This window comes from Algibacter lectus, from assembly GCF_004368925.1.
Classification (GTDB): domain Bacteria; phylum Bacteroidota; class Bacteroidia; order Flavobacteriales; family Flavobacteriaceae; genus Algibacter; species Algibacter lectus.
The window spans coordinates 1696364-1719636 of sequence record NZ_SORL01000007.1 but is presented as its reverse complement, the minus strand read 5'-3'; the positions used below and the strand labels follow the sequence as shown (position 1 = coordinate 1719636).

21 protein-coding genes and 1 riboswitch are annotated in these 23273 nt (G+C 33.4%); of the genes, 17 read left to right on the top strand and 4 right to left on the bottom strand.

Annotated features, from left to right (window positions below):
- Positions 1-70: 70 nt before the first annotated feature.
- A riboswitch (SAM riboswitch) is annotated at positions 71-206 on the top strand.
- A gap of 129 nt (positions 207-335) precedes the next feature.
- From DFQ06_RS07800 to DFQ06_RS07770, 7 genes are all read left to right on the top strand, one after another.
- The gene (locus DFQ06_RS07800; protein ID WP_042497216.1) at positions 336-1337 is read left to right on the top strand and encodes a homocysteine S-methyltransferase family protein; all 1002 of its coding nucleotides are present in this window, start codon (positions 336-338) and stop codon (positions 1335-1337) included.
- 18 nt (positions 1338-1355) lie between these two features.
- The gene (locus tag DFQ06_RS07795; protein ID WP_042497219.1) at positions 1356-1637 is read left to right on the top strand and encodes an antibiotic biosynthesis monooxygenase family protein; all 282 of its coding nucleotides are present in this window, start codon (positions 1356-1358) and stop codon (positions 1635-1637) included.
- A complete protein-coding gene (gene metH / locus DFQ06_RS07790; protein WP_074938203.1) occupies positions 1637-4312 on the top strand; it encodes a methionine synthase in 2676 nt (891 codons plus the stop codon). Before DFQ06_RS07795 ends, metH begins: the two co-directional genes overlap by 1 nt.
- A 1-nt stretch (position 4313) precedes the next feature.
- A complete protein-coding gene (locus DFQ06_RS07785; protein ID WP_042497221.1) occupies positions 4314-4514 on the top strand; it encodes a hypothetical protein in 201 nt (66 codons plus the stop codon).
- A gap of 142 nt (positions 4515-4656) precedes the next feature.
- Positions 4657-5613 carry a methylenetetrahydrofolate reductase [NAD(P)H] gene (metF, locus tag DFQ06_RS07780; protein ID WP_042497224.1) on the top strand — a complete coding sequence of 319 codons (957 nt, stop codon included), beginning with the start codon at positions 4657-4659 and terminating at the stop codon, positions 5611-5613.
- A gap of 76 nt (positions 5614-5689) precedes the next feature.
- Positions 5690-6793: an acyloxyacyl hydrolase gene (locus tag DFQ06_RS07775; RefSeq protein WP_074938200.1), complete on the top strand. Its 1104-nt coding sequence runs from the start codon at positions 5690-5692 to the stop codon at positions 6791-6793.
- Positions 6790-7536, top strand: coding sequence for a head GIN domain-containing protein (locus DFQ06_RS07770; RefSeq protein ID WP_042497226.1), 747 nt, complete (start codon positions 6790-6792; stop codon positions 7534-7536). Before DFQ06_RS07775 ends, DFQ06_RS07770 begins: the two co-directional genes overlap by 4 nt.
- Here the strand turns inward: DFQ06_RS07770 and DFQ06_RS07765 are convergent.
- The 3 genes from DFQ06_RS07765 to gldA all read right to left on the bottom strand — a co-directional run bounded on the left by DFQ06_RS07765 (position 7522) and on the right by gldA (position 11832).
- Positions 7522-8709: an acetate/propionate family kinase gene (locus DFQ06_RS07765; RefSeq protein ID WP_133966985.1), complete on the bottom strand. Its 1188-nt coding sequence runs from the start codon at positions 8707-8709 to the stop codon at positions 7522-7524. The two genes, DFQ06_RS07770 and DFQ06_RS07765, sit on opposite strands and share 15 nt — an antisense overlap.
- A gap of 3 nt (positions 8710-8712) precedes the next feature.
- Positions 8713-10809, bottom strand: coding sequence for a phosphate acetyltransferase (gene pta / locus DFQ06_RS07760; protein WP_074938196.1), 2097 nt, complete (start codon positions 10807-10809; stop codon positions 8713-8715).
- Positions 10810-10938: 129 nt separating this feature from the next.
- Positions 10939-11832: a gliding motility-associated ABC transporter ATP-binding subunit GldA gene (gldA, locus tag DFQ06_RS07755; RefSeq protein WP_133966983.1), complete on the bottom strand. Its 894-nt coding sequence runs from the start codon at positions 11830-11832 to the stop codon at positions 10939-10941.
- Between the two features lie 389 nt (positions 11833-12221).
- Here gldA and DFQ06_RS07750 point away from each other — a divergent pair, with 389 nt between their 5' ends.
- The 4 genes from DFQ06_RS07750 (at position 12222) to DFQ06_RS07735 (ending at position 16323) form a co-directional block, all read left to right on the top strand.
- Positions 12222-13049 carry a prephenate dehydratase gene (locus DFQ06_RS07750; RefSeq protein WP_133966981.1) on the top strand — a complete coding sequence of 276 codons (828 nt, stop codon included), beginning with the start codon at positions 12222-12224 and terminating at the stop codon, positions 13047-13049.
- Positions 13046-14191 (top strand): pyridoxal phosphate-dependent aminotransferase, encoded by a 1146-nt coding sequence (locus tag DFQ06_RS07745; RefSeq protein WP_074938189.1) that lies wholly within the window; start codon positions 13046-13048, stop codon positions 14189-14191. The genes DFQ06_RS07750 and DFQ06_RS07745 overlap by 4 nt, the downstream gene beginning before the upstream one ends.
- Before the next feature lie 104 nt (positions 14192-14295).
- On the top strand, positions 14296-15147 hold the full coding sequence (locus tag DFQ06_RS07740; protein ID WP_042497237.1) for a prephenate dehydrogenase: 852 nt from the start codon (positions 14296-14298) through the stop codon (positions 15145-15147).
- Positions 15148-15240: 93 nt separating this feature from the next.
- Positions 15241-16323: a bifunctional 3-deoxy-7-phosphoheptulonate synthase/chorismate mutase type II gene (locus DFQ06_RS07735; protein WP_042497238.1), complete on the top strand. Its 1083-nt coding sequence runs from the start codon at positions 15241-15243 to the stop codon at positions 16321-16323.
- Positions 16324-16407: 84 nt separating this feature from the next.
- On the opposite strand, the gene DFQ06_RS07730 is transcribed toward DFQ06_RS07735, so the two are convergent.
- The gene (locus DFQ06_RS07730) at positions 16408-16857 is read right to left on the bottom strand and encodes a hypothetical protein (protein WP_042497241.1); all 450 of its coding nucleotides are present in this window, start codon (positions 16855-16857) and stop codon (positions 16408-16410) included.
- A gap of 87 nt (positions 16858-16944) precedes the next feature.
- Here DFQ06_RS07730 and rsgA point away from each other — a divergent pair, with 87 nt between their 5' ends.
- The 6 genes from rsgA (at position 16945) to DFQ06_RS07700 (ending at position 23251) form a co-directional block, all read left to right on the top strand.
- Positions 16945-17889, top strand: a complete 945-nt coding sequence (gene rsgA / locus DFQ06_RS07725; RefSeq protein ID WP_042503128.1) for a ribosome small subunit-dependent GTPase A — start codon at positions 16945-16947, stop codon at positions 17887-17889.
- A 95-nt stretch (positions 17890-17984) separates the two neighbouring features.
- Positions 17985-18437, top strand: a complete 453-nt coding sequence (gene dtd / locus DFQ06_RS07720) for a D-aminoacyl-tRNA deacylase (protein WP_042497242.1) — start codon at positions 17985-17987, stop codon at positions 18435-18437.
- The gene (locus DFQ06_RS07715) at positions 18437-18964 is read left to right on the top strand and encodes a metal-dependent hydrolase (protein ID WP_133966980.1); all 528 of its coding nucleotides are present in this window, start codon (positions 18437-18439) and stop codon (positions 18962-18964) included. The genes dtd and DFQ06_RS07715 overlap by 1 nt, the downstream gene beginning before the upstream one ends.
- A 58-nt stretch (positions 18965-19022) precedes the next feature.
- The gene (locus DFQ06_RS07710; RefSeq protein ID WP_133966978.1) at positions 19023-20930 is read left to right on the top strand and encodes a DUF3857 domain-containing transglutaminase family protein; all 1908 of its coding nucleotides are present in this window, start codon (positions 19023-19025) and stop codon (positions 20928-20930) included.
- Between the two features lie 9 nt (positions 20931-20939).
- Complete coding sequence (locus tag DFQ06_RS07705; protein WP_074938179.1) at positions 20940-22925, top strand: DUF3857 domain-containing protein; 1986 nt, start codon at positions 20940-20942, stop codon at positions 22923-22925.
- The gene (locus tag DFQ06_RS07700) at positions 22925-23251 is read left to right on the top strand and encodes a nucleotide pyrophosphohydrolase (RefSeq protein ID WP_042503119.1); all 327 of its coding nucleotides are present in this window, start codon (positions 22925-22927) and stop codon (positions 23249-23251) included. The genes DFQ06_RS07705 and DFQ06_RS07700 overlap by 1 nt, the downstream gene beginning before the upstream one ends.
- The last annotated feature ends 22 nt before the right edge of the window (positions 23252-23273 follow it).

Genomic DNA, 23273 nt, shown 5'->3' with positions numbered 1-23273 from the left:
TAACAGCAATATAGTTGTTATTTTTGCAGGAGCAAATCCACAATGGTGGTAACAGTTCATAAATGTAATTGTGTTATCAAGAAAGGCAGAGGGAATAGACCCGTTGAAACCTTGGCAACCCTTTAAGAACCGAGATAACTATCAAGGAATTAAAGAAGGTGCTACATTCTACTTAGTAATTTTTAAAATTATTAGACAGATAACGAAAAGTGTTTCTTTAACTTTTCTTGATAAAATTTATAATAGAATACAGCGTTTTAGCTAAGTTTCTCGTTCATCAGTATCTTTAATTACTGTAAACGAAAATAATTTAAAACGTAAAAAGAAAAGAAAACATGTCGAATATCAGAGAAGCATTAAAAGAGCGAATTTTGGTTTTAGATGGTGCCATGGGTACGATGCTACAAGCTTACAAATTTCAAGAAGAAGATTTTAGAGGCGAACGCTTTAAAGATTATCCAACACCTTTACAGGGAAATAACGATTTACTATCGCTTACCCAACCAGAAGCTATTAAAACGATACACGGTAAGTACTTTGCAGTAGGTGCTGATATTGTAGAAACCAATACTTTTTCTGGAACTACAATTGCTATGGCAGATTACCAAATGGAAGATTTGGTTTACGAACTAAATTACGAGTCTGCAAGAATAGCAAAAGAAGTCGCTGATGAGTTTACTGCAAAAGAACCACATAAACCGCGTTTTGTAGCGGGTTCAATAGGGCCAACAAACCGTACAGCAAGTATGTCTCCCGATGTTAACGACCCAGGATACAGAGCTGTTACTTTCGATGAGTTACGTATTGCATACAAACAACAAGTAGAAGCGCTTATTGATGGAGGTGTAGATTTACTTTTAGTTGAAACCGTATTTGATACTTTAAACGCCAAAGCTGCTTTATTTGCTATAGAAGAAGTAAAAGACGAGCGTGGTATCGATATGCCAATTATGTTAAGTGGTACTATTACCGATGCTTCAGGACGAACATTATCAGGACAAACAGCTGAAGCTTTCTTGATTTCAGTATCTCATATTCCTTTACTTTCAGTAGGGTTTAACTGTGCTTTAGGAGCCAATTTATTGCAACCTCACCTAGAAGCTATTGCATCTAAAACAGATTTTGCTATATCAGCACACCCAAATGCAGGATTACCAAATGCTTTTGGTGAGTACGACGAAAGTCCTGAAGAAATGGGAGAACAAATAGAAGAATATTTAAAGCGTAATTTAATAAATATTATAGGTGGTTGTTGTGGTACTAGTCCGGAGCATATTCGTGTTATAGCAGATCTTGCAGCCAAGTATAAGCCTAGAACCCATGGTGAATTGGTATAATTTTTAAAATTATAAATTATGATTCTTGAAGTAGCCATATTGAATATTAAGAAAGGATTATCAAGTGACTTTGAAAATACATTTAAAATCGCTCAGAAAATCATTTCTTCAATGAAAGGCTATATCTCACACGATTTAAAAAAGTGTGTTGAACAAGATGATAAATATATATTATTAGTGCATTGGGAAACCATTGAAGATCATGAAATTGGTTTCCGTAAATCACAAGAATATCAAGAATGGAAAACGTTGTTACATTCATTTTACGAACCTTTTCCAACAGTAGAACATTATAGATAATGAAAATAAAGCAAACTAAATACATGAAATTGTCTGGTTTAGAACCTTTAGTTCTAAGCGAAAACACCAATTTTATAAATGTAGGAGAACGTACTAATGTAGCGGGGTCTCGTAAGTTTTTACGATTAATTAATGAAGAGAAGTTCGATGAAGCTTTGGATATTGCACGTCACCAAGTAGATGGTGGAGCGCAAATTATCGACATTAATATGGACGACGGACTTATTGATGGTAAAGCATCGATGGTACGCTTTTTAAACCTTATTGCTGCCGAACCAGATATTTGCCGTGTGCCTATCATGATCGATAGTTCTAAGTGGGAAATTATCAATGCTGGTTTGCAAGTTGTGCAAGGAAAGTGTGTGGTGAATTCTATTTCCTTAAAGGAAGGTGAAGAAAACTTTATTTGGCAAGCCAAGCAAATTAAACGCTACGGTGCTGCAGTTATTGTTATGGCTTTTGATGAAGTTGGACAGGCAGATACCTACCAACGAAGAATAGAAATTGCCGAACGCTCGTATCGTGTTTTAGTTGATAAAGTGGGGTTTCCTTCAGAAGATATTATTTTCGATTTAAATATATTTCCGGTAGCAACTGGAATGGACGAACACCGAAGAAATGCTATCGATTTTATTGAAGCAACGCGTTGGGTTCGTGAGAATTTAGAAAATGTAAGTGTAAGTGGAGGTGTGAGTAACGTATCGTTTTCTTTTAGAGGAAACAACGGTGTTCGCGAAGCTATGCATTCGGTGTTTTTATATTATGCCATCCAGGCGGGTATGAACATGGGGATTGTAAACCCTTCTCTTTTGGAGGTTTATGATGATATTCCAAAGGATTTATTAGAACACGTTGAAGATGTAATTTTAGATAGAAGAGACGATGCTACCGAACGTTTATTAGACTTTGCAGAAACGGTAAAAGGTTCTAAAGTTGAAAAAGGTGTCGATTTATCTTGGCGAGAAAACCCAGTACAAGAGCGTATTACACATGCTTTAGTAAAAGGTATTGATGCTTTTATTATTGAGGATGTTGAAATAGCTAGACAAGAAGCAGCTAAGCCTATTGAAGTCATCGAAGGTCATTTAATGATTGGGATGAATGTGGTTGGAGATTTATTCGGAGCAGGTAAAATGTTTTTACCTCAGGTGGTAAAATCGGCGCGTGTAATGAAAAAAGCCGTTGGTTATTTAAACCCGTTTATTGAAGCAGAAAAAGGGGACAAGCAAGAACCTGTTGGGAAAATATTAATGGCTACCGTAAAAGGTGATGTGCACGATATTGGTAAAAATATTGTAAGTGTTGTTTTGGCTTGTAATAACTACGAAATTGTAGATTTAGGGGTTATGGTACCGCCTGAAAAAATTATAGAAATGGCCATCAGCGAACGTGTTGATGCTATTGGTTTATCAGGGTTAATTACGCCATCATTAGATGAAATGGTGTATTTAGCTAAAGAAATGCAACTTCAAAACTTTGAAGTGCCTTTACTTATTGGTGGTGCAACAACATCTAAAGCACATACAGCTGTAAAAATCGATACACAGTATAAAAACGCAGTGGTGCATGTTAATGATGCATCTCGTGCGGTTACCGTGGTTGGAGATTTATTAAACAAGAAAACCAACAATGCTTACGTAGCGAAGTTAAAAGCGGATTATGATGATTTTAGAAACAAATTTTTAAAGCGTGGTAAAGAGAAATCTTATATTTCTATTGAAGAAGCACGTAAGAGAAAATATAAAATAGACTGGGAAACGTCTAATATTTCTAAACCAAGAGAACTAGGTGTTCAAATTTTAAAACAGTTAAGTTTAAAAGAACTAGAACCGTTTATAGATTGGAGTCCGTTTTTTAGAAGTTGGGATTTACACGGGAAATTCCCTGATATTTTAACCGATGAGGTTGTGGGGGAACAGGCTACTATTATGTATGCTGAAGCTCAGGAGATGATTAAAGAAATTATTGCCAAGCAACTTTTAAAGCCAAAAGCTGTTTTTGGTTTGTTTGAAGCTAATACTATTAACGATGATGATATTTCGGTTCAAAAAAACGGTAAGGAAATCGCGATTTTTAGAACCTTGCGTCAACAATTAAAAAAACGTGAAGGGATTCCAAATCATGCTTTGTCTGATTTTATAGCTCCAAAAGATTCTGGTAGAACAGATTATATGGGGGCATTTTGTGTTGCTATTTTTGGCGCTCAAGAATTAGCCGATAGTTATAGAGCCAAGGACGACGATTATAATGGTATTATGGCACAAGCTATTGCTGATAGATTTGCTGAAGCTTTCGCTGAATATTTACATAAAAAAATAAGATTAACACATTGGGGTTATGCTGCCGATGAAGATTTAAGTAATACCGATTTAATTAAGGAAAGTTATAAAGGTATTCGTCCGGCTCCAGGATATCCTGCATGTCCTGATCATTTAGAAAAGGAAACAATTTGGGAATTGCTAGAGGTTGAAAAACTAATTGGTGTAACCTTAACGGAAAGTTTAGCGATGTGGCCAGCTGCTGCAGTTTCGGGGTATTACTTCGGTAATCCAGAAGCGAAGTATTTTGGTTTAGGTAAAATAACTGACGATCAGTTAACTGATTATTCTGAACGTAAAGGCATCGATAAGAAAACAGCTAGAAAATGGTTGCATCCTAATTTAGCAGAAGAATAGCATGGCATTTATAGAGGTAACCTTAGGAAGCCACATGATTTCTCATGGTTACGATACAGATAACAAAGTGGTTGCCGTATCTCGAATAAAATCGTTGAGTGAAAAATATATTCTTACAGATTATTTGGATGGAAGATGGATTTATTGGGAGTACGCAGAAACTTTTGATGAGGTAAAAAATAAGCTGGTGAACCCGCGTTAGCGATTGCAACGGCATCCTTTTTTTGTTTCCGCCAAAGGCAAAAAAAGATATAGTGTAAAGCGCGACCCTTGTGGTAACGCCCAAAAATTAAACTAAAATATAGATAAAATTCTCGTTTTGTGAGGATGACAAAAAATAAGTAATGAAAGTAACAGACCATATTAAACAAGCCAACGGAAAAACGTTGTTTTCTTTTGAGGTAATTCCGCCAAAGAAAGGTACAAATATTCAGGATTTATATAATAATATCGATCCTTTAATGGAGTTTAATCCACCATTTATTGATGTAACCACATCTCGTGAGGAGTATGTATATATTGATAAAGGCAATGGTTTGTTGGATAAGCGTATTACGCGTATGCGCCCTGGTACGGTGGGTATTTGTGCATCTATTATGCATAAATATCAGGTAGATGCTATTCCGCACTTGTTGTGTGGTGGCTTTACAAAAGAAGAAACTGAATATGTTTTGGTAGACTGCCACTATTTAGGTCTGGATAACGTAATGGCTTTGCGTGGTGATTCGATGAAAGATGAGCCATATTTTAAACCTGTAGCAGGAGGAAATGCATTTGCAAGCGACTTAGTGCAACAAATTACAAACCTTAATAAAGGGAAGTATTTACACGATGATTTTAAGGTTGAGCATAATTCGGACTTTTGCATAGGTGTGGCTGGTTACCCAGAGAAACACATGGAAGCGCCATCGCTGGTTAACGATTTACGTCGTTTAAAAGAGAAGGTAGATGCAGGTGCCGATTATGTAGTTACCCAGATGTTTTTTGATAATAATAAATATTTTGAGTTTGTAGATAAGGCTCGAGAAGCAGGAATTAATGTGCCTATTATTCCGGGAATTAAACCTATAGCTGTTAAAAGGCATTTACAAATTTTACCTCAGGTTTTTAAAATTGATTTACCTCAAAATTTAATCGATGCTGTTGAAGGTTGTAAGGATAATAAAGCCGTTAGACAAGTAGGTATTGAATTTGCTATACAGCAATCTAAAGAGTTGAAGGCGGCAGGTGTACCTGTATTGCATTATTACTCTATGGGAAAAAGTGATAATGTTAAGGCTATTGCCGAAGCCTTGTTTTAGTAAATCGTGTGGTTTGTACTTAAGTTTTAAGGTTTACGTTGAAATTTAAGTACATTTGCTGCACAGAAACCCGATAATGAAATTACTTTATACCTGCATATTTTGTGTCCTATTTTTTAGTAGCTTTTCACAAGATAAAACACATACATCTTACCTCGATTTAAGTTATTTTAAGGGGAATATTGCGCTTCATAATAACGATATACTTCATTTAATTAAAGGGCATCCGGAAGGTTATCTTTTAAGTTGGAACAAAAAAACATACGGTTTTAACGATTGGGAACAACGTTTTAATTATCCAGATTATGGTGTTACTTATGCTTATCAAAACATGAAAAATGATGTTTTAGGTAATGTAACATCCCTTTATGCGCATTTTAATTTTTACTTTTTTAATAGAAATCTGCAATTTAGAATTGGGCAAGGTTTGGGGTATACCGAAACGCCTTATGATAAGGTTGATAATTATAGAAATATTGCCTACGGTTCTAAATTAATGAGTAGCACCATGGTGATGCTTAATTATAAAAAAGAACGCATTTTTGATCGCTTTGGTTTAACAGCTGGTTTTTCTTTAATACATTATTCTAATGCCAATGTTAAAGCACCTAATGCGAGTACAAATACTTTAGCCCTTAATGTTGGGTTAACCTATAATTTAGATAAAAAAGAGTTAGAATATCAGCATACTTTAGCAGATAATGACAGACAATTTACACAGCCTATAAAGTATAATTTTGTTTTTAGATCGGGTATAAACGAAAGTGATATTGTAGATAGTGGTCAGTATGCGTTTTATGTACTTTCTGCTTATGCAGATAAGCGTATTAACCGTAAAAGTGCGTTGCAATTTGGTGCCGATGTTTTCTTTTCTAATTTTTTAAAGGAACTTATTTATTACCGAAGTGTTGCTTTCCCTGAGCTAGATGTATCTGGTGATGAGGATTATAAACGTGTTGGTGTTTTTGTAGGGCACGAGTTGTTTATTAATAGAACATCGCTACTTACGCAGTTTGGTTATTATGTGTATTATCCATACGATTTTGAAGGCCAAACGTATTTAAGAATTGGTTTAAAACGTTACGTTGGTAAACAGCGAAAATGGTTTGGAGCCATGACTTTGAAGTCTCACGGAGCTAAAGCGGAAGCTGTTGAATTTGGAATTGGTGTTCGATTATGAAAAAGTTAATATATATATTCGTTTTTAGCCTTATTTTTGGTTGTGATAGTGAAAATGCAGGCGATTGTTTTCAGAAAACAGGTGCTATAATACAGCAAGAATTTAGTGTTGATGTTTTTACTAAAATATTAGTAAATCGTGATATTGAATTAATAATCACCGATGGTGAAACTCAAAAGGTGACTATTGAAACGGGTGAGAATTTAATGAATGATGTTGAAGCTATTGTAGTCGATGGTAAATTAACATTAACCGATAATAATACTTGTAATTATGTGCGTGATTATGGTATTACTAAAGTTTATGTAACAGCGCCTAATATTACCGAAATTAGAAGTTCTACGCAATACACCGTTAGCTCTAATGGTGTTTTAAGCTATCCAAGTTTATCAATTTTATCTGAGGATTTTGGAGCAGAAGATTCGTTTACTAGTGGTAACTTTGATTTAGAAATTGATAACACCAGTTTTTCTCTTGTTTTTAATAATCTCTCCAATTGCTTTGTTTCTGGTAAAACCGAAAATTTACGCATTATTTTTGCTGCAGGAACGTCTCGTTTTGAAGGTAGAGATTTAATAGCACAATTCGTTACTGTATCAAATAGAAGTTCTAACGATATGGTTGTAAATCCACAGCAATCCCTTACGGGGAAAATTTCTGGGCCCGGAGATGTTATTTCGGTTAATACTCCAGATATTATTACTGTGGAAGAACTTTATACAGGTCGATTAATTTTCGAATAATTGAACCGATTGTTTCGCTATTTCCAACTCTTCATTGGTTGGAATAACTAATATTTTCACCTTAGATTCAATAGTGTTTATGGCTCTTAAGAGCTTCGATTTTTCTTTGTTTTTCTCTGCATCTATATTAATGCCTAGAAAATCTAAATCTTCACAAACCATTTTACGCATTAATTCTGAGTTTTCTCCTATTCCTGCGGTAAACACAATAGCATCCAATCCGTTTAAAACTGCTGCGTAACTACCAATGTATTTTTTAATGCGGTAGGTGTTCATTTGTAGAGCAAGCAAGCAATCTCTATTGCCTTTGGCAGCTTCTGTTTCTATTTCTCTTAGGTCGCTAAAACCGGTTAAGCCAAGCATACCACTTTTCTTTTGTAAGAGAGTGTTAATTTCATCTAAAGAGTAATTTAATTTACTTGCCAAATGAAAAATTACAGAAGGATCGATATCACCACTTCGCGTACCCATAATTAAGCCGTCTAAAGGTGTTAATCCCATAGAGTGATCTACAGCTTTTCCGTTTTTAATAGCTGTTATACTACAACCATTACCTAAATGGATTGAAATTATTTTAGATTCTTTCTTACCTAAATAATGAATAGCTTGTTCTGATACGTATTTATGACTGGTACCATGAAAACCATACATTCTAATTTTATGTTCGGTTAAAAGATTATTCGGTATGGCATATCTGTAAGCATGCTCGGGGATAGATTGGTGGAATGCCGTATCGAAAACCGCGACTTGCTTAGCTGAAGGGAAAATAGCTTCGGCCACTTCAATACCTTCAAAATTTGCAGGATTGTGTAAAGGTGCTAAGCTAAAAAGATCTTTTATGTTGTCTTTTGCCCATTGGTTAATTTCGGTGGTTTCTTTAAATCTAGCACCACCTTGTACTACACGGTGCCCAACAATATCAATATCTGAAGCCGATTTAATGATGCCGGTTTCACTATCTAAAAGTTGATGAGATAGTAGCTCTAACCCTTGTTTATGGTTGTAAATAGCAGTGACGTGCTCTATGGTATCTTTTTCAGTTTTGTAAATAAATTTCGCATCGTCCATTCCAATACGTTCAATTAAACCTGAACATAAAATAGTTTCTGCTGGCATTGAAAATAATTGAAATTTTAGAGATGAACTTCCTGAGTTTAAAACGAGTACTTGCATATTTTATAAATCTTGTGCTTGAATGGCTGTAATTATTACTGTGCTGTAAATATCGTCGGCAGTACAGCCACGGCTTAAATCGTTTACAGGTTTGTTTAATCCTTGTAGAACAGGACCAATGGCTAATGCTCCGGTTTCTCTTTGAACGGCTTTGTAAGTGTTGTTACCTGTGTTTAAATCGGGGAAGATTAAAACACTAGCGCTACCTGCAACTTCTGAGTCTGGTAATTTGCTTTTACCAATACGCATGTCTACAGCGGCATCATATTGAATTGGACCTTCAATTTTTAAACTTGGGGATAATTTTTTAACTATTTCGGTAGCTTCACGCACTTTTTCTACATCAGCTCCTTTTCCAGAGGCTCCAGAAGAATAAGATAACATGGCTACTTTTGGTTCAATTCCAAAGTTTTTAGCAGTTTCAGCAGATGATATAGCGATTTCGGCTAACTGTTCTGCATTTGGGTTCGGGTTGATGGCGCAATCTCCAAAAACAGAAATGCGATCTTCTAAACACATAAAGAAAACAGAAGACACAATATTAACATCTGGTTTCGTTTTTATAAACTGAAGCGCTGGTCTAAGGGTATGTTGCGTGGTGTGTACAGCTCCAGAAACCATACCATCTGCATGGCCTTTGTAAATCATCATGGTTCCAAAATATGATACATCAGAAATCATATCTCGAGCCATTTCTAAGTTTACATTTTTATGTTTTCTTAGTTCGTACAATGTGTTTACATAATCATCAAAATAAGGCGATTTTGTTGGAGAAACAATATTTATTTTGTTTGTATCTAGGGCAATATCTAAAGTGATAAGGCGCTCTTTTATTAAATCTTCATCGCCAATTAAGGTTAGTTCTACAACCTGAGCATCTATTAGTCTGGCTGCAGCTCTTAATACACGCTCATCATCACCTTCAGGTAAAACAATATGTTTTTTATTGTTTAGTGCGCGTTGCAATAAGTTATACTGAAACATGCGAGGCGTGAATATATCCGATTGAAAAGTGATTAAATCATTAGATAATTTATCGGTATCTACATGTTTTTCGAATGTTGCGATAGACATTTCAATCTTTTCAATATTATCGGCATAAATTTTAGATTTTATTTTTCCGATAGTATTTGTAACAGAAAAAGTGCCAGATTTAACGCTAATAATAGGTACTACGCTAGAAAGACCTTCAATTAATTTTAAAATCGATTCCTCAGGGATTAAGCCTCCTGTTAAAACAATTCCTGATATTTTAGGGTAGTTTTTAGAGATGTGAGCTTGTAAAGCACCAAGAATTATGTCGGCACGATCTCCAGGAGTAATAACTAATGCGTTTTCTTTTAGGTGTGTTAAGTAATTTCTTAACTGCATGGCACCAACACTAAAGTTCTCGGCTTGGTTATTAACCATATCCTTACCGAAAAGTACATTACCATTTAGGTTTTTTACAATTTCTTTAATGGTTGGACTAGCTAAGCTTTTTATTTTCGGAATTACTGTAATATTGGTGTCTGTATCTGTATTGATACGTTTTTGTAGTTTTTCTTTTAAGATAGAAATTTGGTCTACATCTACTTTATTGGTTACTAGAGAAAGCACATCTACTTCACCTTTAAAAGTGTCGTGAGCTAATTGTACGCTATCTACAATAGATTTTAAATCTTTTTTATCTCCTTGAGAAACTATAATAACGGGAAGACTTAGGTTTTTAGAAATTAAGATATTAATGTCTAATTCTAGGCTAGAGTTTTCATGTGAAAAATCGGTGCCTTCAACTAAAACAAAATCGAACCTAGATTCTAAGTATTTGTATTTCTTTATAATTTCGTCAATAACCTTCCCAGATTTGCCTTGGTTGTATAAATCTAAGACTTCGTTTCGGGTAAAAGCGAAAGTGTTTTTATAATTAATGTCTATTTCAAAATGAGAAACTACGGTGTTAATATGGTTGTCCATTTCACCTACTTCGAGGTCTTCAATAATAGGTCTAAAATAACCAACCTTTGCTGTTTTTCCTAAAAGCATACGCATTAGGCCTAACACAATAACCGATTTTCCGCTGTTGGGCTCTATAGTAGCCACATAAATTCCTTTGCTCATCGTAATATATTTGTTACGTTATAAATATAGAGATATTACTTATTTTTAGCTAAGTAATATTGCAAATTTATTAGGTTTGAGTGTGGGTAAAGATGATTTATATCATGCTTTTCTATTTTAAAAACGGGCTTAAGCGGTTAATTCTCTAAAAAGAGATTCTAAACTTGCATTTTTCTGATTAAGTTGAAGAATTTTTAATTGATTATCGTGTGCAAAATCAAAAACATGAGATCGCATATCTTCGGAAGTTTTAAATGTAATTTCGTAAACAAAGCCATAGGTGTTTTTTACACTTTTCACTTTTGGCAACCTAATTAGAAAAGCATCTTCAACCCTAAAATCGAATTCTACAATTACTGTTTGTTCTTTTTCGTCTCGTAGTTCGTTAAGTTTTTTGTCGGCTACAATCTCTCCTTTGTTAATTATAATCACGCGTTCGCACATGGCTTCCACCTCTTGCATAATGTGTGTAGAAAGAAAAACGGTTTTTGTTTCGCCTATATGTTTAATTAAATTTCTAATTTCTACTAATTGGTTAGGGTCTAATCCAGTAGTAGGTTCATCTAAAATTAAAACTTCAGGATCATGGAGTAGGGCATTGGCTAACCCAACACGTTGGCGATACCCTTTAGATAGTTGTCCTATTTTTTTATGCATTTCTGGAGTTAAGCCCGTAAGTTCTATAACTTCGCTAATACGGTTTTTATCAACCTTATATATATCGGCATTAAATTTTAAATACTCTTTTACAAACATATCTAAATAAAGCGGGTTGTGCTCTGGTAAATACCCTACGCTTTTTTGTACCTGTTGCTTTTCTTCATCTATATCATGCCCATTTACTTTGGCTGTACCTTCAGAAGGCTGAGTATATGTGGTTAAAATTTTCATCATGGTCGATTTTCCTGCACCATTCGGACCAAGAAATCCAACAATTTCAGGTTTTTTTACGGTAAACGAAATATTGTTTAAAGCTTTCTGATTTCCGTAAAGCTTTGATATTCCTGTAACTTCTATCGACATAAATTAATTGTTTGTTCAAAAATAATGAATATGAATGTAAAAATCTTGCTGATTCCCTTTTTTAAGATGTTTTAGTGTATTCCATATATAATTTAAAATTGTGCATAATAATGGTAGGTTTTATGTGGAATCTTTATTTTTTTGAATAAAATGTAAAAAAAAGTTTTATTGTATTTTGATTTCTTAATAAAATAATTACTTTAGCCACTCAATTATCACTATGACAGTATATTTTACATATTTTAACAACTGGTTTTATTTCTTTTTTAGCGAAAAGAACGAGGCGTTGTATGTATAATTTAAAACTATAAATTTAATATGAGTCTCGATGAAAATCGAGACTTTTTTTTGTTTAACAATCTATTGAACATTAATAAAAAACAATAAAATTGATAAAAACAGTAGCTATACAAGGTATAAAAGGATCATATCATCATATTGTGTCAAAACAATTTTTTGAAACTCCTGTGGCTACTATCGATTGTTTATCATTCGATAGGGTAGTAGATTCGTTAATTACAGAAGAATGTGATGCAGGAATTATGGCACTCGAAAATTCGATTGCGGGGTCTATTATTCCTAATTATGCATTAATCGATAAGTATAATCTTCATGTCGTTGGAGAGCATTATTTAGATATTCAGCATAGTTTAATGGCGTTACCAAACCAAAGTATTTTAGATATTGAAGAGGTGTATTCACATCCTATGGCGCTATTACAATGTAAAGAGTTTTTTAGAGATTATCCACATATTAAATTAATTGAAGATAAAGATACGGCCGAAGTGGCAGAGCGTATTCAGAATAAAAAATTAAAAGGTGTTGCAGCCATTGCTAGTGAATTTGCAGCCGAAATTTTCGAGCTCAATGTTTTAGCAAAAAGTATACAAACCATTAAAAACAACGAAACTCGTTTTGCTATTGTACAACGTACAAAAACAGATCTTTTAGAGTCCGAAATTAGTAAGGCCTCTATAAAGTTTGAAGCGAACCACAAACGAGGCAGTTTAGCGACTATTTTAAATGTAATGAGCGATTGCAAGTTGAATTTAACAAAAATACAGAGTCTTCCAATTATAGAAACACCATGGAAGTACGCCTTTTTTGTTGATGTTACCTTTGATGATTATGCTAATTTTCAGAAAGCAAAATCATTAATAGAAATAATGGGAGATGATTTTAAAGTTTTAGGTGAATATAAAAATGCAAAATTATGATTGAAGTAGCCGATAGATTGCATAGTGTTGAAGAATACTACTTCTCAAGAAAATTGAAAGAAGTAAACGCACTAATAGCAAGTGGAAAACCTGTAATAAATTTAGGTATTGGTAGTCCAGATTTGCAACCATCGCAAAAAGTAGTAGATGCTTTAACCGAAGGGTTGTTGAGTCCGAATGCACATAAATATCAAAGTTATCAGGGCTTGCCAGAGTTGCGCCAAGCTATTTCAGGATTTTATAAAACGCATTACAATGTTGATTTAAACCCGAATGCCGAAGTGCTTCCATTAATGGGAAGTAAAGAAGGTATTATGCATATTTCAATGGCATATTTAAATAAAGGTGATGCTGTTTTAATACCAAATCCAGGTTATCCAACCTATCAATCGGTAACTAAATTGTTAGAGGCAGAACCAATTTTTTATGAGTTAGACGCTGCTAATAACTGGCAACCAGATTTAGAAGCTTTAGAGCAACAAGATTTAAGTAAAGTAAAACTAATGTGGGTAAATTATCCGCATATGCCAACAGGAACTCAACCATCTGAAACGTTGTTTGAAGATTTAGTGGCTTTTGCTAAAAAGCATGATATTTTAATAGTAAATGATAATCCGTATAGTTTCATTTTAAATGAAAATCCTACGAGTATTTTAAATGTAGAAGGCGCTAAAGATGTTTGTTTAGAACTTAACTCATTAAGTAAAACCTTCAATATGGCCGGATGGCGAGTTGGGATGGTTGTTGGTGATAATAAGTATATAAACGATATTTTAAAAGTGAAAAGCAACATGGATTCCGGAATGTTTTACGGTATTCAAAAAGGTGCGATTGAAGCTTTAAAATGTTCTAGCGAATGGTTTTCGACCTTAAATAGCGTTTATAAAGAACGTCGTGATTTAGTTTGGAAATTAGCCGAAGCATTAAATTGCACGTACGATGAAAATGCAACAGGACTTTTTGTTTGGGCAAAACTGCCTGCAGATGTAAAAGCAGAGGCGTATATCGATTTAATATTGAAAGAGAAAAGTATATTCTTAACTCCGGGAACTATTTTTGGTTCTCAAGGTGAAGGTTATATTAGGTTTTCTTTATGTGCACAAACCGAAGATTTACAAGAAGCCATAGCTCGAGTAAGTTAATAGTTAGTTGCCATTTAGAATTTTAGACATTATAAAAAAGTAAATAGTAATAAAGTAAAACCCGTAACAGTTCGTTCTCCAAGAGGAGAAGGTTAGGGAGCAAAATGAAAAATATATATTCAATAGGCATAGGGTTAATAGGTGGTAGTTTAGCTAAGGATATAAAAGCCCTTAGACCAGATGTTATTATCCATGGTATTAGCCGTAAAGACAGTACGCTTGAAGAAGCTTTGGCTTTAAATTTAATTGATAAAAAAGCAACGCTAGACGATTTAAAAAATGCCGATTTAGTTATTATTTCTATACCCGTAGATGCAACTGTAAAATTGTTGCCAACTATTTTAGATTTAATTCCAGAAACAGGCTTAGTAGTCGATGCGGGCTCAACAAAAGTTGATATTTGTAAAGTGGTAGAAAACCACCCTAAACGCCGTAATTTTTTAGCAATGCATCCTATTGCAGGAACAGAGCATTCTGGACCGGCAGCTGCTATTAGCGGTTTGTTTCAAGGGAAAACAAATATTGTTTGTGAGGTTGAAAAAACAACGTTTAAGCTACAAGAAAAGGCTTTAAAATTGTTTAGTGATATTGGCATGAGAATTCGATATATGAATCCGGAAGCTCATGATAAGCATATTGCTTATGTATCGCACCTGTCGCACATTAGTTCTTTTATGTTAGGAAAAACGGTTATTGATAAAGAAAGAAACGAACGCGATATTTTTGATATGGCAGGCAGTGGATTTGCTTCAACAGTGCGTTTAGCAAAAAGTTCACCAGCCATGTGGACACCAATTTTTAAACAGAATAAAGCCAATGTTATTGAAACATTAGAAGAGTATATTAACAACCTGTCTCACTTTAAAGAGCTTATGAAACAAGATGATTTCGAAGCTATTTATAAAGAGATGGAAAGCACAAATTATATAAAAGATATATTAAACGGAATACATTAAACCTGAAAAAAAATTGAATATCCAATTTCGACACTACACTAAACAATAAAAAGCACGGAAATTGGAATTTCATTTTGAAATTTGATTAAGATTATGGAAAACACAAAAGAAATGAGAACCTGGTTAGATGATTTAAACTTAGATCATCCATTAGTAATTGCTGGACCTTGCAGTGCTGAAACAGAAGAACAAGTATTAAAAATAGCTCATGAGCTAAAAGATACCGATGTAAGCTATTTTAGAGCTGGTATTTGGAAACCAAGAACACGCCCGGGAATGTTTGAAGGTGTTGGTGCTTTAGGTTTAAAATGGTTACAAAAAGTAAAAGCTGAAACAGGTATGAAAGTTTGTACGGAAGTAGCAAATGCTGCTCACGTAAAATTAGCTTTAGAGCATGATATCGATTTATTATGGATTGGTGCACGTTCTACAGTATCTCCTTTTATTATGCAAGAAATTGCAGATGCTTTACAAGGTACAGATAAGCCTGTGTTAATTAAAAACCCAGTAAATCCAGATTTAGCTTTATGGTTAGGTGGTATCGAAAGAATTTACAAAGCTGGTGTTAAAAATATTGGAGCAATCCATAGAGGTTTTTCTACTTATGAAAAATCAAAATATAGAAATACTCCAGAATGGCAATTAGCTATTGAATTTCAAAACAAATATCCAGATATTCCATTAATAAACGATCCATCGCATATTACAGGAAAAAGAGATATGATTTTTGATGTATCTCAAACAGCTTTAGATTTAAACTTTGATGGATTAATGATTGAAACTCATTACGATCCAGAAAATGCATGGAGTGATGCTGCGCAACAAGTAACACCATCTACTTTAGTGCAAATAATGAGAGATTTAAAAATTAGAAAAGAATCTAATACTGAAGAAGAATACAATAGTTCTTTAGATAATTTAAGAGCACAAATTGATGTTGTAGATAATCAAATTCTTGATTTATTAGGAAAGAGAATGAAAACTTCTGATAGTATCGGAGCGCTTAAAAAACAAAAGAACGTTGCCGTTTTACAATCTAAACGTTGGAACGAAATTTTAGGTAAAATGGTATTAGAAGGTGAGCAACATGGTTTAAGTGAAGAATTTATCTTAAAAATGTTTAAAGCAGTACACCAAGAATCTATCAATCACCAAGAAAAAGTGATTAACGGATAGTAACTGTTATTTCTTGATGAATAAAAAAAGCCTCGTTTCTTTAATTTTAGAAACGAGGCTTTTTATTTTTAGAATAAAAAGAATTTATATATTTCTTTTAAAAAGATAACGAGTAATAAAGATGCCTTTTCCATCACCTTTACCTCCTTCGCTTTCAACAGCACTATTTACAAATGCTAATTCCCATCCTTCTTCAATCATTGTATTGATTTTAGATGTAATAATAGCATCATTAGCAGCTATGTTTTGAAAACGAATACCTCCAACGTTGTAGAAGTTTAATAATTTGGTTTCGTCATAACCTTTGACGCGTATTTCATCACGTTTAGATTTGTTTCTAGAATTATCGTCTTCGGTTTGTGTTGTAGTAAACTCTTTGTAATCTTTTTTCTCGTTCGCACTAATCATTCTAGAGCGACCTAAACCATTAGGTACAATAGATTCTATACTTGTTACAACCTTGTACTCAACTTGAGCATTTACTTCAATTAAAGAGAATAAAGAAATACTCAATACAAATAAAATTTTTTTCATGTGTTTTTGGGGTTTTTGTGTTAAGAAGCTAATATAAATATAAACTCTTAATCAATAAATAATTAATTTAGATTATTTTTGAAAACTATGACAGGACGCGTTTATAAATCTACAGGAAGTTGGTATACCGTAAAAACCGAATTGGGTGATACTTACGAATGCCGGATAAAGGGGAAATTTAGAATTAAAGGCATTAAAAGTACCAACCCAATTGCTGTGGGCGACATTGTAGATTTCGAAATAGAAACCGATAATAATCAAGAATCCGGGATTATACATAACATACACGATAGGTTTAATTACATTGTACGTAAATCTGTAAATCTATCAAAGCAAACACACATCATTTCGGCCAATATAGATCAGGTTTTTTTAATGATAACTATTAATAATCCGCCAACATTAACCAGTTTTATCGACAGGTTTTTGGTAACGGCAAATGCTTATTCAATTAAAACGATTTTATTGTTCAATAAAATTGATACTTACGATCAAGAAACACTAGACGAAGTAAAATATTTGGCGCATATTTATAGAAAAATAGGTTACGAGTGTATTGGTGTATCTGCCGTTACATGTAAAAATGTAGACAAAGTAAAGGCTTTAATGCATGGTAAGGTTAGTTTGTTTTCTGGGCATTCTGGAGTTGGGAAATCTACACTTGTAAATGCTATTGAACCAGATTTAAATATAAAAACCAAGGCAATTTCTACGCAACATATGCAAGGGCAACATACTACAACTTTTGCCGAGATGTTCGATTTAAGTTTTGGTGCTCAAATTATAGACACACCAGGAATTAAAGGTTTTGGTGTTGTTGATATGGAAAAGGAAGAAATTGGGGATTATTTTCCTGAGTTTTTCGCTTTAAAACAAGATTGTAAATTCAATAATTGCTTGCATATCAAAGAACCAAAGTGCGCTGTTAAAGAAGCTTTAGATGAAGGGGATATTGAGTATTCTCGTTACCGAAGTTATATTCAACTTGTAGAGGGGGAAGATGAGCATTACAGAACAGATATTTGGGAATAGTACTAATTTTAATCAATGAGGCATTTCCCCGTAAGGGTAATTTACTTAAACATTAAAAATACATTTGTTAGGTTTTATAAAATGCAGTTAAATAGATGAAAGCAGTTATACAGCGCGTTACAAAAGCTAGCGTAACTATTGAAGGTGAAAAAGTAGCCAATATAGAAAGTGGACTTTTAATTCTTTTAGGAATTGTAAATGAGGATGAGCATGGTGATATTGTTTGGCTTTCGAATAAAATTGTGAATCTTCGAATTTTTTCTGATGATAATGATGTGATGAATCATTCCTTAAAAGATACTTGTGGTGATGTTATTGTGGTAAGTCAATTTACACTTCAAGCTTCTACTAAAAAAGGCAATCGCCCAAGCTATATAAAAGCAGCGAGGCCTGATGTTGCTATACCATTGTATGAAGCGTTTGTAAAACAAATTGAACAAGATTTAGGGAAAACCGTGCAAACCGGACAATTTGGAGCCGATATGAAGGTAGAGTTACTAAACGATGGCCCAGTTACCATAATTATAGATACAAAAAATAAAGAGTAATGGCATCCATTTTTGGGCATGGCATGGTTGGGTACACTTTAGTGAAAGTAGCCAATAAGCAAAATTTAAAGTGGTTGCTATGGGCTGCGGTGTTTTCTACAATTTTGCCCGATTTTGATGTTCTTAGTTTCAATTTAGGTATTGCTTATGGCGACCCGTTAGGGCATAGAGGCTTTACGCATTCTATAGTGTTTGCTTTAATTTGGGCACTGAGTTTAATGTTTACTTTAGGTCGGAATAATAAAGTAATTTGGTTTTTAGTCATTTTTATTTCAACAATGTCTCATGGTATTTTAGATGCTATGACTTCCGGAGGAAAAGGTGTGGGCTTTTTTATTCCTTTCAATAACGATCGATTTTTCTTTCCTTTTCAAGATATACGCGTTTCACCTATTGGTATCGGTAAGTTTATATCCGAACGTGGAATTCAGGTAATTTTAAGCGAATTTAAATACATATTTTTACCGTGTTTTATTATATTAGCTGTCAGGTTTTTAGTTGTAAAATTTAAAAAGGGAACAAATTAATTCGTTTTACTTTAGTTTAAATAACTAAGCGCTGTAAAATAAACATAACCCCTTTTTCATGATTATAAAGCGTATTCTCAATACTCTATTTTTATTCGCAACACTTTTTAGTTTTTCTCAACAAAATTTATACACTAGTTTTAGTATTCCCGATAATTTAAAGCAAAATGCTAATGCCGTTGTTAGAGATGATGTTACTTCTATTGTTTTAGAGTCTTCACAAAGTATGTTGGTTACCGAAAAACGAATTGTAACTGTATTAAATAAAGAAGGTAACGATGCTGTTAATGCGTATTTGCATTATGATAAAAACGTAAATATTAAAACATTAGAGGTTCTGGTTTACGATAACTTCGGTAAGGTTATTAAGAAGATTAAAGAGAAAGATTTTAGAGATGTAAGTGCTGTGGATGGCGGTACATTATACTCCGATTCTCGAGTAAAATATCTAGAATATACTCCCATAAAATATCCATATACTATTGAGTTTAATTCGGAATACGAAACTAATAATACCGCGTTTATTAATTCGTTTTTTCCAGTAACCGAATATTTTTTAAGTGTTGAAAATAGCAGTTATACCTTAAGTTTCCCTGAAGAACTTACTATTAGAAAAAAGGAAAAGAATATTGAAGGTTATAAAATTAGTGTAGACCTTACTTCAACGAAAATACATTACAGTATAAAAAATGTTTCTGGAATTAAGCCAGAAGACTATAGTCCTAATTTTTCCGATATTGTTCCAAAAGTGATGTTTGCTTCAAAACAGTTTTCTTTAAAAGGAGTTAATTCTGAAGTTGAAAATTGGAACGAATTTGGAACTTGGATGTATCACGATTTAATAAAAAGCACACACGACCTATCGGAAGGGACTATAATTAAAATTCAGGAATTGGTTAAAAACGAACCTGATAATATAGCAAAAGCGAAAAAAATATATCAATACGTTCAAGATAAAGTACGTTATATAAGTGTGCAAGTTGGTATTGGAGGTTGGCAACCTTTTAATGCATCAGAAGTAGATAGGTTGGGCTATGGCGATTGTAAAGGTCTAACAAATTATACCATGGCTTTGCTTAATGCCGTTGGTATAGAATCTAACTATTCTGTAGTCTTCGCTGGAGATTCTCAACGTAGTTTAGAAAAAGATTTTGCAGCTATGCAAGGCAATCATGTTATTCTGAATATCCCGAATAACGATGAGGATATCTGGTTAGAGTGTACAAGTCAGAAATTGCCTTTCGGTTTTATTGGTGATTTTACAGACGATAGAGATGTTTTGGTGATTACTCCAGAAGGCGGAAAAATACAACATACCAAAAAATATATTCCAGAGGAAAGTTTACAAACCATAAAGGGAATTTGTGATATATCAAATGATGGTTCGATTAAGGCTATGGTAAATGTAAATTCAAAAGGTATTCAATACGATAATAAATATTGGTTAGAAACAGAGACAGAACGTGATTTAGATGTGTATTACAAAAGGCGTTGGAAATACATAAACAACATGTCTATAAATAGCATGAGTATTGAAAATGATAAAAACACCATAGAATTAATTGAAAACATCAATTTTCAAGCTGTTAATTACACCAAAAAAGTAGGTGAGCGTATGCTTGTTAATTTAAATGTTTTAAATAGAAATACACATATTCCTGATAGATATAGAAGTAGAAAACTTCCGTTAAAAATAAACAGAGGTTTTAAAGATGTAGATGAGGTAGAGATTAATTTACCACCAGATTATAATATAGAATCATTACCAAAGGGACAGTCGCTGGAAACCGATTTTGGTAGCTATACCACAGAAATTTCAGTTATTGATAATTCTAAAATAAAATATAAAAGAACTTTTATTATAAACGATGGTGAATTCCCTAAAGAAGATTATGCTGCGTTTAGAACCTTTTATAAACAAGTCTCAAAACTCGATAACGCTAAAGTCGCATTAATTAAAAAGTAAAATTATACTATGAAACTAACCTCACTATTATTAACTCTTTGTTTTTCCTTAACTGTATTTGCCCAAGATTATCATTTTGGGAAAGTATCTAAAGAAGAACTACAAGAAAAATTTAATCCTTTAGATTCTTCTGCAAGTGCAACCTATTTATATAAATATAGAAAATCTTTTTATGAGTATGTTGAGCCAAGTGGCTTTAGGTTGGTGACTGAGGTACATGAGCGTATTAAGATTTACAATCAAGAAGGATTCGATTATGCAACGAAAACTAATAGATTGAGTACAAGTGGAGGTTCTGACGAGGAAATTAGGAATCTAAAAGCCTACACTTATCATTTGGTAAATGGTAAAGTTGAAGAAACTAAATTATCGAAAGATGGTATTTTTAAAACAGAATTATCAAAATATACCAACGAGTATAAATTTACCATGCCGGATATAAAACCTGGATGTATTGTAGAGTATAAGTATAGGGTGAACTCCCCATTTATATATAATGTAGATCAATTTGTATTTCAGTATGATATACCTGTTAAAAAAATACAAGCGAGATTTGAGGCTCCTGAATATTTTACTTTTAAAGAAAGTACTAGAGGTTATTTAAGTATTACGCCTAAAAAGAGTAGTCAAGCTGATAAAATAAAACTTACGAGTAGAACGAGTATAGGAAGGTCTTATTCCGAAGATTTAAATTTTAAAAAAAATATTACAGAGTTTGATTTGAATAATGTACCAGCGTTAAAAGATGAACCTTATGTTAATAATATTAATAATTATAAGTCTTCGGTTAAATATGAATTATCTTACACTAAGTACCCGGATGCGCCTATAAAATCCTATACTACATCGTGGTCGGATGTTGTAAATACTATTTACGACAACTCAAATTTTGGACCAGAATTAAATAAAAAAGGCTATTTTGAAGAAGAAATAGATGCATTAATATCTACAGTATCCGACCCTATACAGCGTACTACGTTAATATTTAACTACGTGAAAAACAAAGTGAAATGGAACGGTTATTACGGTTATGGAACCAATGATGGTGTGAAGAAAGCGTATAAAGAGCAAGTAGGTAATGTAGCGGAAATTAATTTAATGCTTACTGCTATGTTACAACATGCCGGACTTAGAGCTTATCCTGTTTTGGTAAGCACAAGGCAACATGGCGTACCATTATTTCCAACCTTAGAAGGCTATAATTATGTTGTGAGTTATGTAAAGATAAATGATGGAGGTATGCTTTTAGATGGTACAAGTAGATTTAGTAGGCCTAATGTTTTACCTTTTAGAACACTAAATTGGCAAGGACGTGTTATAGCGGAAGCAGGTGGTTCTACGTTAATAGATTTATACCCAAAACAAACCTCTCAGAATTCAGTGTTTTTTATGGCTAGTTTATCGGAAAATGGAGATTTGTCTGGTGGATACAGGAGTATAAAAAAGAGTCATAAAGCATTGTCGTTCAGAGAACGTTATATTGATGTGGATCGTGATGATTTTATAGCTCGATTAGAAAATAATTATGGTGGGCTAGAAATTTCGGATTACAATGTTAAAAATGAATTAGATTTAAGTAAGCCTATTGTTGAGTCTTATAAATTTGTAAAAGAAAGTCAAGCAGATATTATTGGGGATAAAATGTATTTTTCGCCATTGTTTTTTTTGAAAACCACAGATAACCCTTTTAAATTAAGTAAAAGAGAATTTCCTGTAGATTTTGGGTATCCATCTAAAATGAATAGTAAAATAGTAGTAAAAATACCTGAAGGATATAGAATAGAAAGTCTGCCAGAATCTGGAGGTTTAGAATTACCCGATGATTTGGGGAAATTTATTTATCAAGTTAGCGGTACTGGAAATACAATACAGGTATCAGTTTTACATGAGGTTAATTCTGCTATTATTAATCCGGCCTATTACGAAGCTTTAAAGTCGTATTTTGCACAAATGATAGAAAAAGAAAACGAACAAATAGTTTTAAGTAGAATATAATGAATATAGAAAACGCACAACAAGAAGTAGATAATTGGATAAAAGAACATGGCGTTCGTTATTTTAACGAGTTAACCAATATGGCTCAACTTACTGAAGAAGTAGGGGAGGTAGCTAGAATAATTGCCCGGAGATACGGCGAGCAAAGCGAAAAAGAAAGTGATAAAAACAAAGATTTAGGTGAAGAATTAGCCGATGTTTTATTCGTTGTACTTTGTTTAGCAAACCAAACCGGAGTCGATTTACAAAAAGCTTTCGATGAAAGAATGTATAAGAAAGGAAAACGCGACCACGATAGACACCATAATAACGAAAAATTAAAGTAAATTAGCAGGCTTTAAACGTATA

What these genes read in the sequence shown, in the direction of transcription:
- DFQ06_RS07705 (WP_074938179.1), top strand. Translation starts at nt 20,940, where the DNA reads ATGAAACTAACCTCACTATTATTAACTCTTTGTTTTTCCTTAACTGTA.
- DFQ06_RS07715 (WP_133966980.1), top strand. Translation starts at nt 18,437, where the DNA reads ATGGCATCCATTTTTGGGCATGGCATGGTTGGGTACACTTTAGTGAAA.
- DFQ06_RS07740 (WP_042497237.1), top strand. Translation starts at nt 14,296, where the DNA reads ATGAAAAATATATATTCAATAGGCATAGGGTTAATAGGTGGTAGTTTA.
- dtd (WP_042497242.1), top strand. Translation starts at nt 17,985, where the DNA reads ATGAAAGCAGTTATACAGCGCGTTACAAAAGCTAGCGTAACTATTGAA.
- DFQ06_RS07785 (WP_042497221.1), top strand. Translation starts at nt 4,314, where the DNA reads ATGGCATTTATAGAGGTAACCTTAGGAAGCCACATGATTTCTCATGGT.
- DFQ06_RS07700 (WP_042503119.1), top strand. Translation starts at nt 22,925, where the DNA reads ATGAATATAGAAAACGCACAACAAGAAGTAGATAATTGGATAAAAGAA.
- DFQ06_RS07745 (WP_074938189.1), top strand. Translation starts at nt 13,046, where the DNA reads ATGATTGAAGTAGCCGATAGATTGCATAGTGTTGAAGAATACTACTTC.
- pta (WP_074938196.1), bottom strand. Translation starts at nt 10,809, where the DNA reads ATGAGCAAAGGAATTTATGTGGCTACTATAGAGCCCAACAGCGGAAAA.
- DFQ06_RS07770 (WP_042497226.1), top strand. Translation starts at nt 6,790, where the DNA reads ATGAAAAAGTTAATATATATATTCGTTTTTAGCCTTATTTTTGGTTGT.
- DFQ06_RS07730 (WP_042497241.1), bottom strand. Translation starts at nt 16,857, where the DNA reads ATGAAAAAAATTTTATTTGTATTGAGTATTTCTTTATTCTCTTTAATT.
- rsgA (WP_042503128.1), top strand. Translation starts at nt 16,945, where the DNA reads ATGACAGGACGCGTTTATAAATCTACAGGAAGTTGGTATACCGTAAAA.
- gldA (WP_133966983.1), bottom strand. Translation starts at nt 11,832, where the DNA reads ATGTCGATAGAAGTTACAGGAATATCAAAGCTTTACGGAAATCAGAAA.
- metH (WP_074938203.1), top strand. Translation starts at nt 1,637, where the DNA reads ATGAAAATAAAGCAAACTAAATACATGAAATTGTCTGGTTTAGAACCT.
- DFQ06_RS07735 (WP_042497238.1), top strand. Translation starts at nt 15,241, where the DNA reads ATGGAAAACACAAAAGAAATGAGAACCTGGTTAGATGATTTAAACTTA.
- metF (WP_042497224.1), top strand. Translation starts at nt 4,657, where the DNA reads ATGAAAGTAACAGACCATATTAAACAAGCCAACGGAAAAACGTTGTTT.
- DFQ06_RS07765 (WP_133966985.1), bottom strand. Translation starts at nt 8,709, where the DNA reads ATGCAAGTACTCGTTTTAAACTCAGGAAGTTCATCTCTAAAATTTCAA.
- DFQ06_RS07800 (WP_042497216.1), top strand. Translation starts at nt 336, where the DNA reads ATGTCGAATATCAGAGAAGCATTAAAAGAGCGAATTTTGGTTTTAGAT.
- DFQ06_RS07710 (WP_133966978.1), top strand. Translation starts at nt 19,023, where the DNA reads ATGATTATAAAGCGTATTCTCAATACTCTATTTTTATTCGCAACACTT.
- DFQ06_RS07795 (WP_042497219.1), top strand. Translation starts at nt 1,356, where the DNA reads ATGATTCTTGAAGTAGCCATATTGAATATTAAGAAAGGATTATCAAGT.
- DFQ06_RS07775 (WP_074938200.1), top strand. Translation starts at nt 5,690, where the DNA reads ATGAAATTACTTTATACCTGCATATTTTGTGTCCTATTTTTTAGTAGC.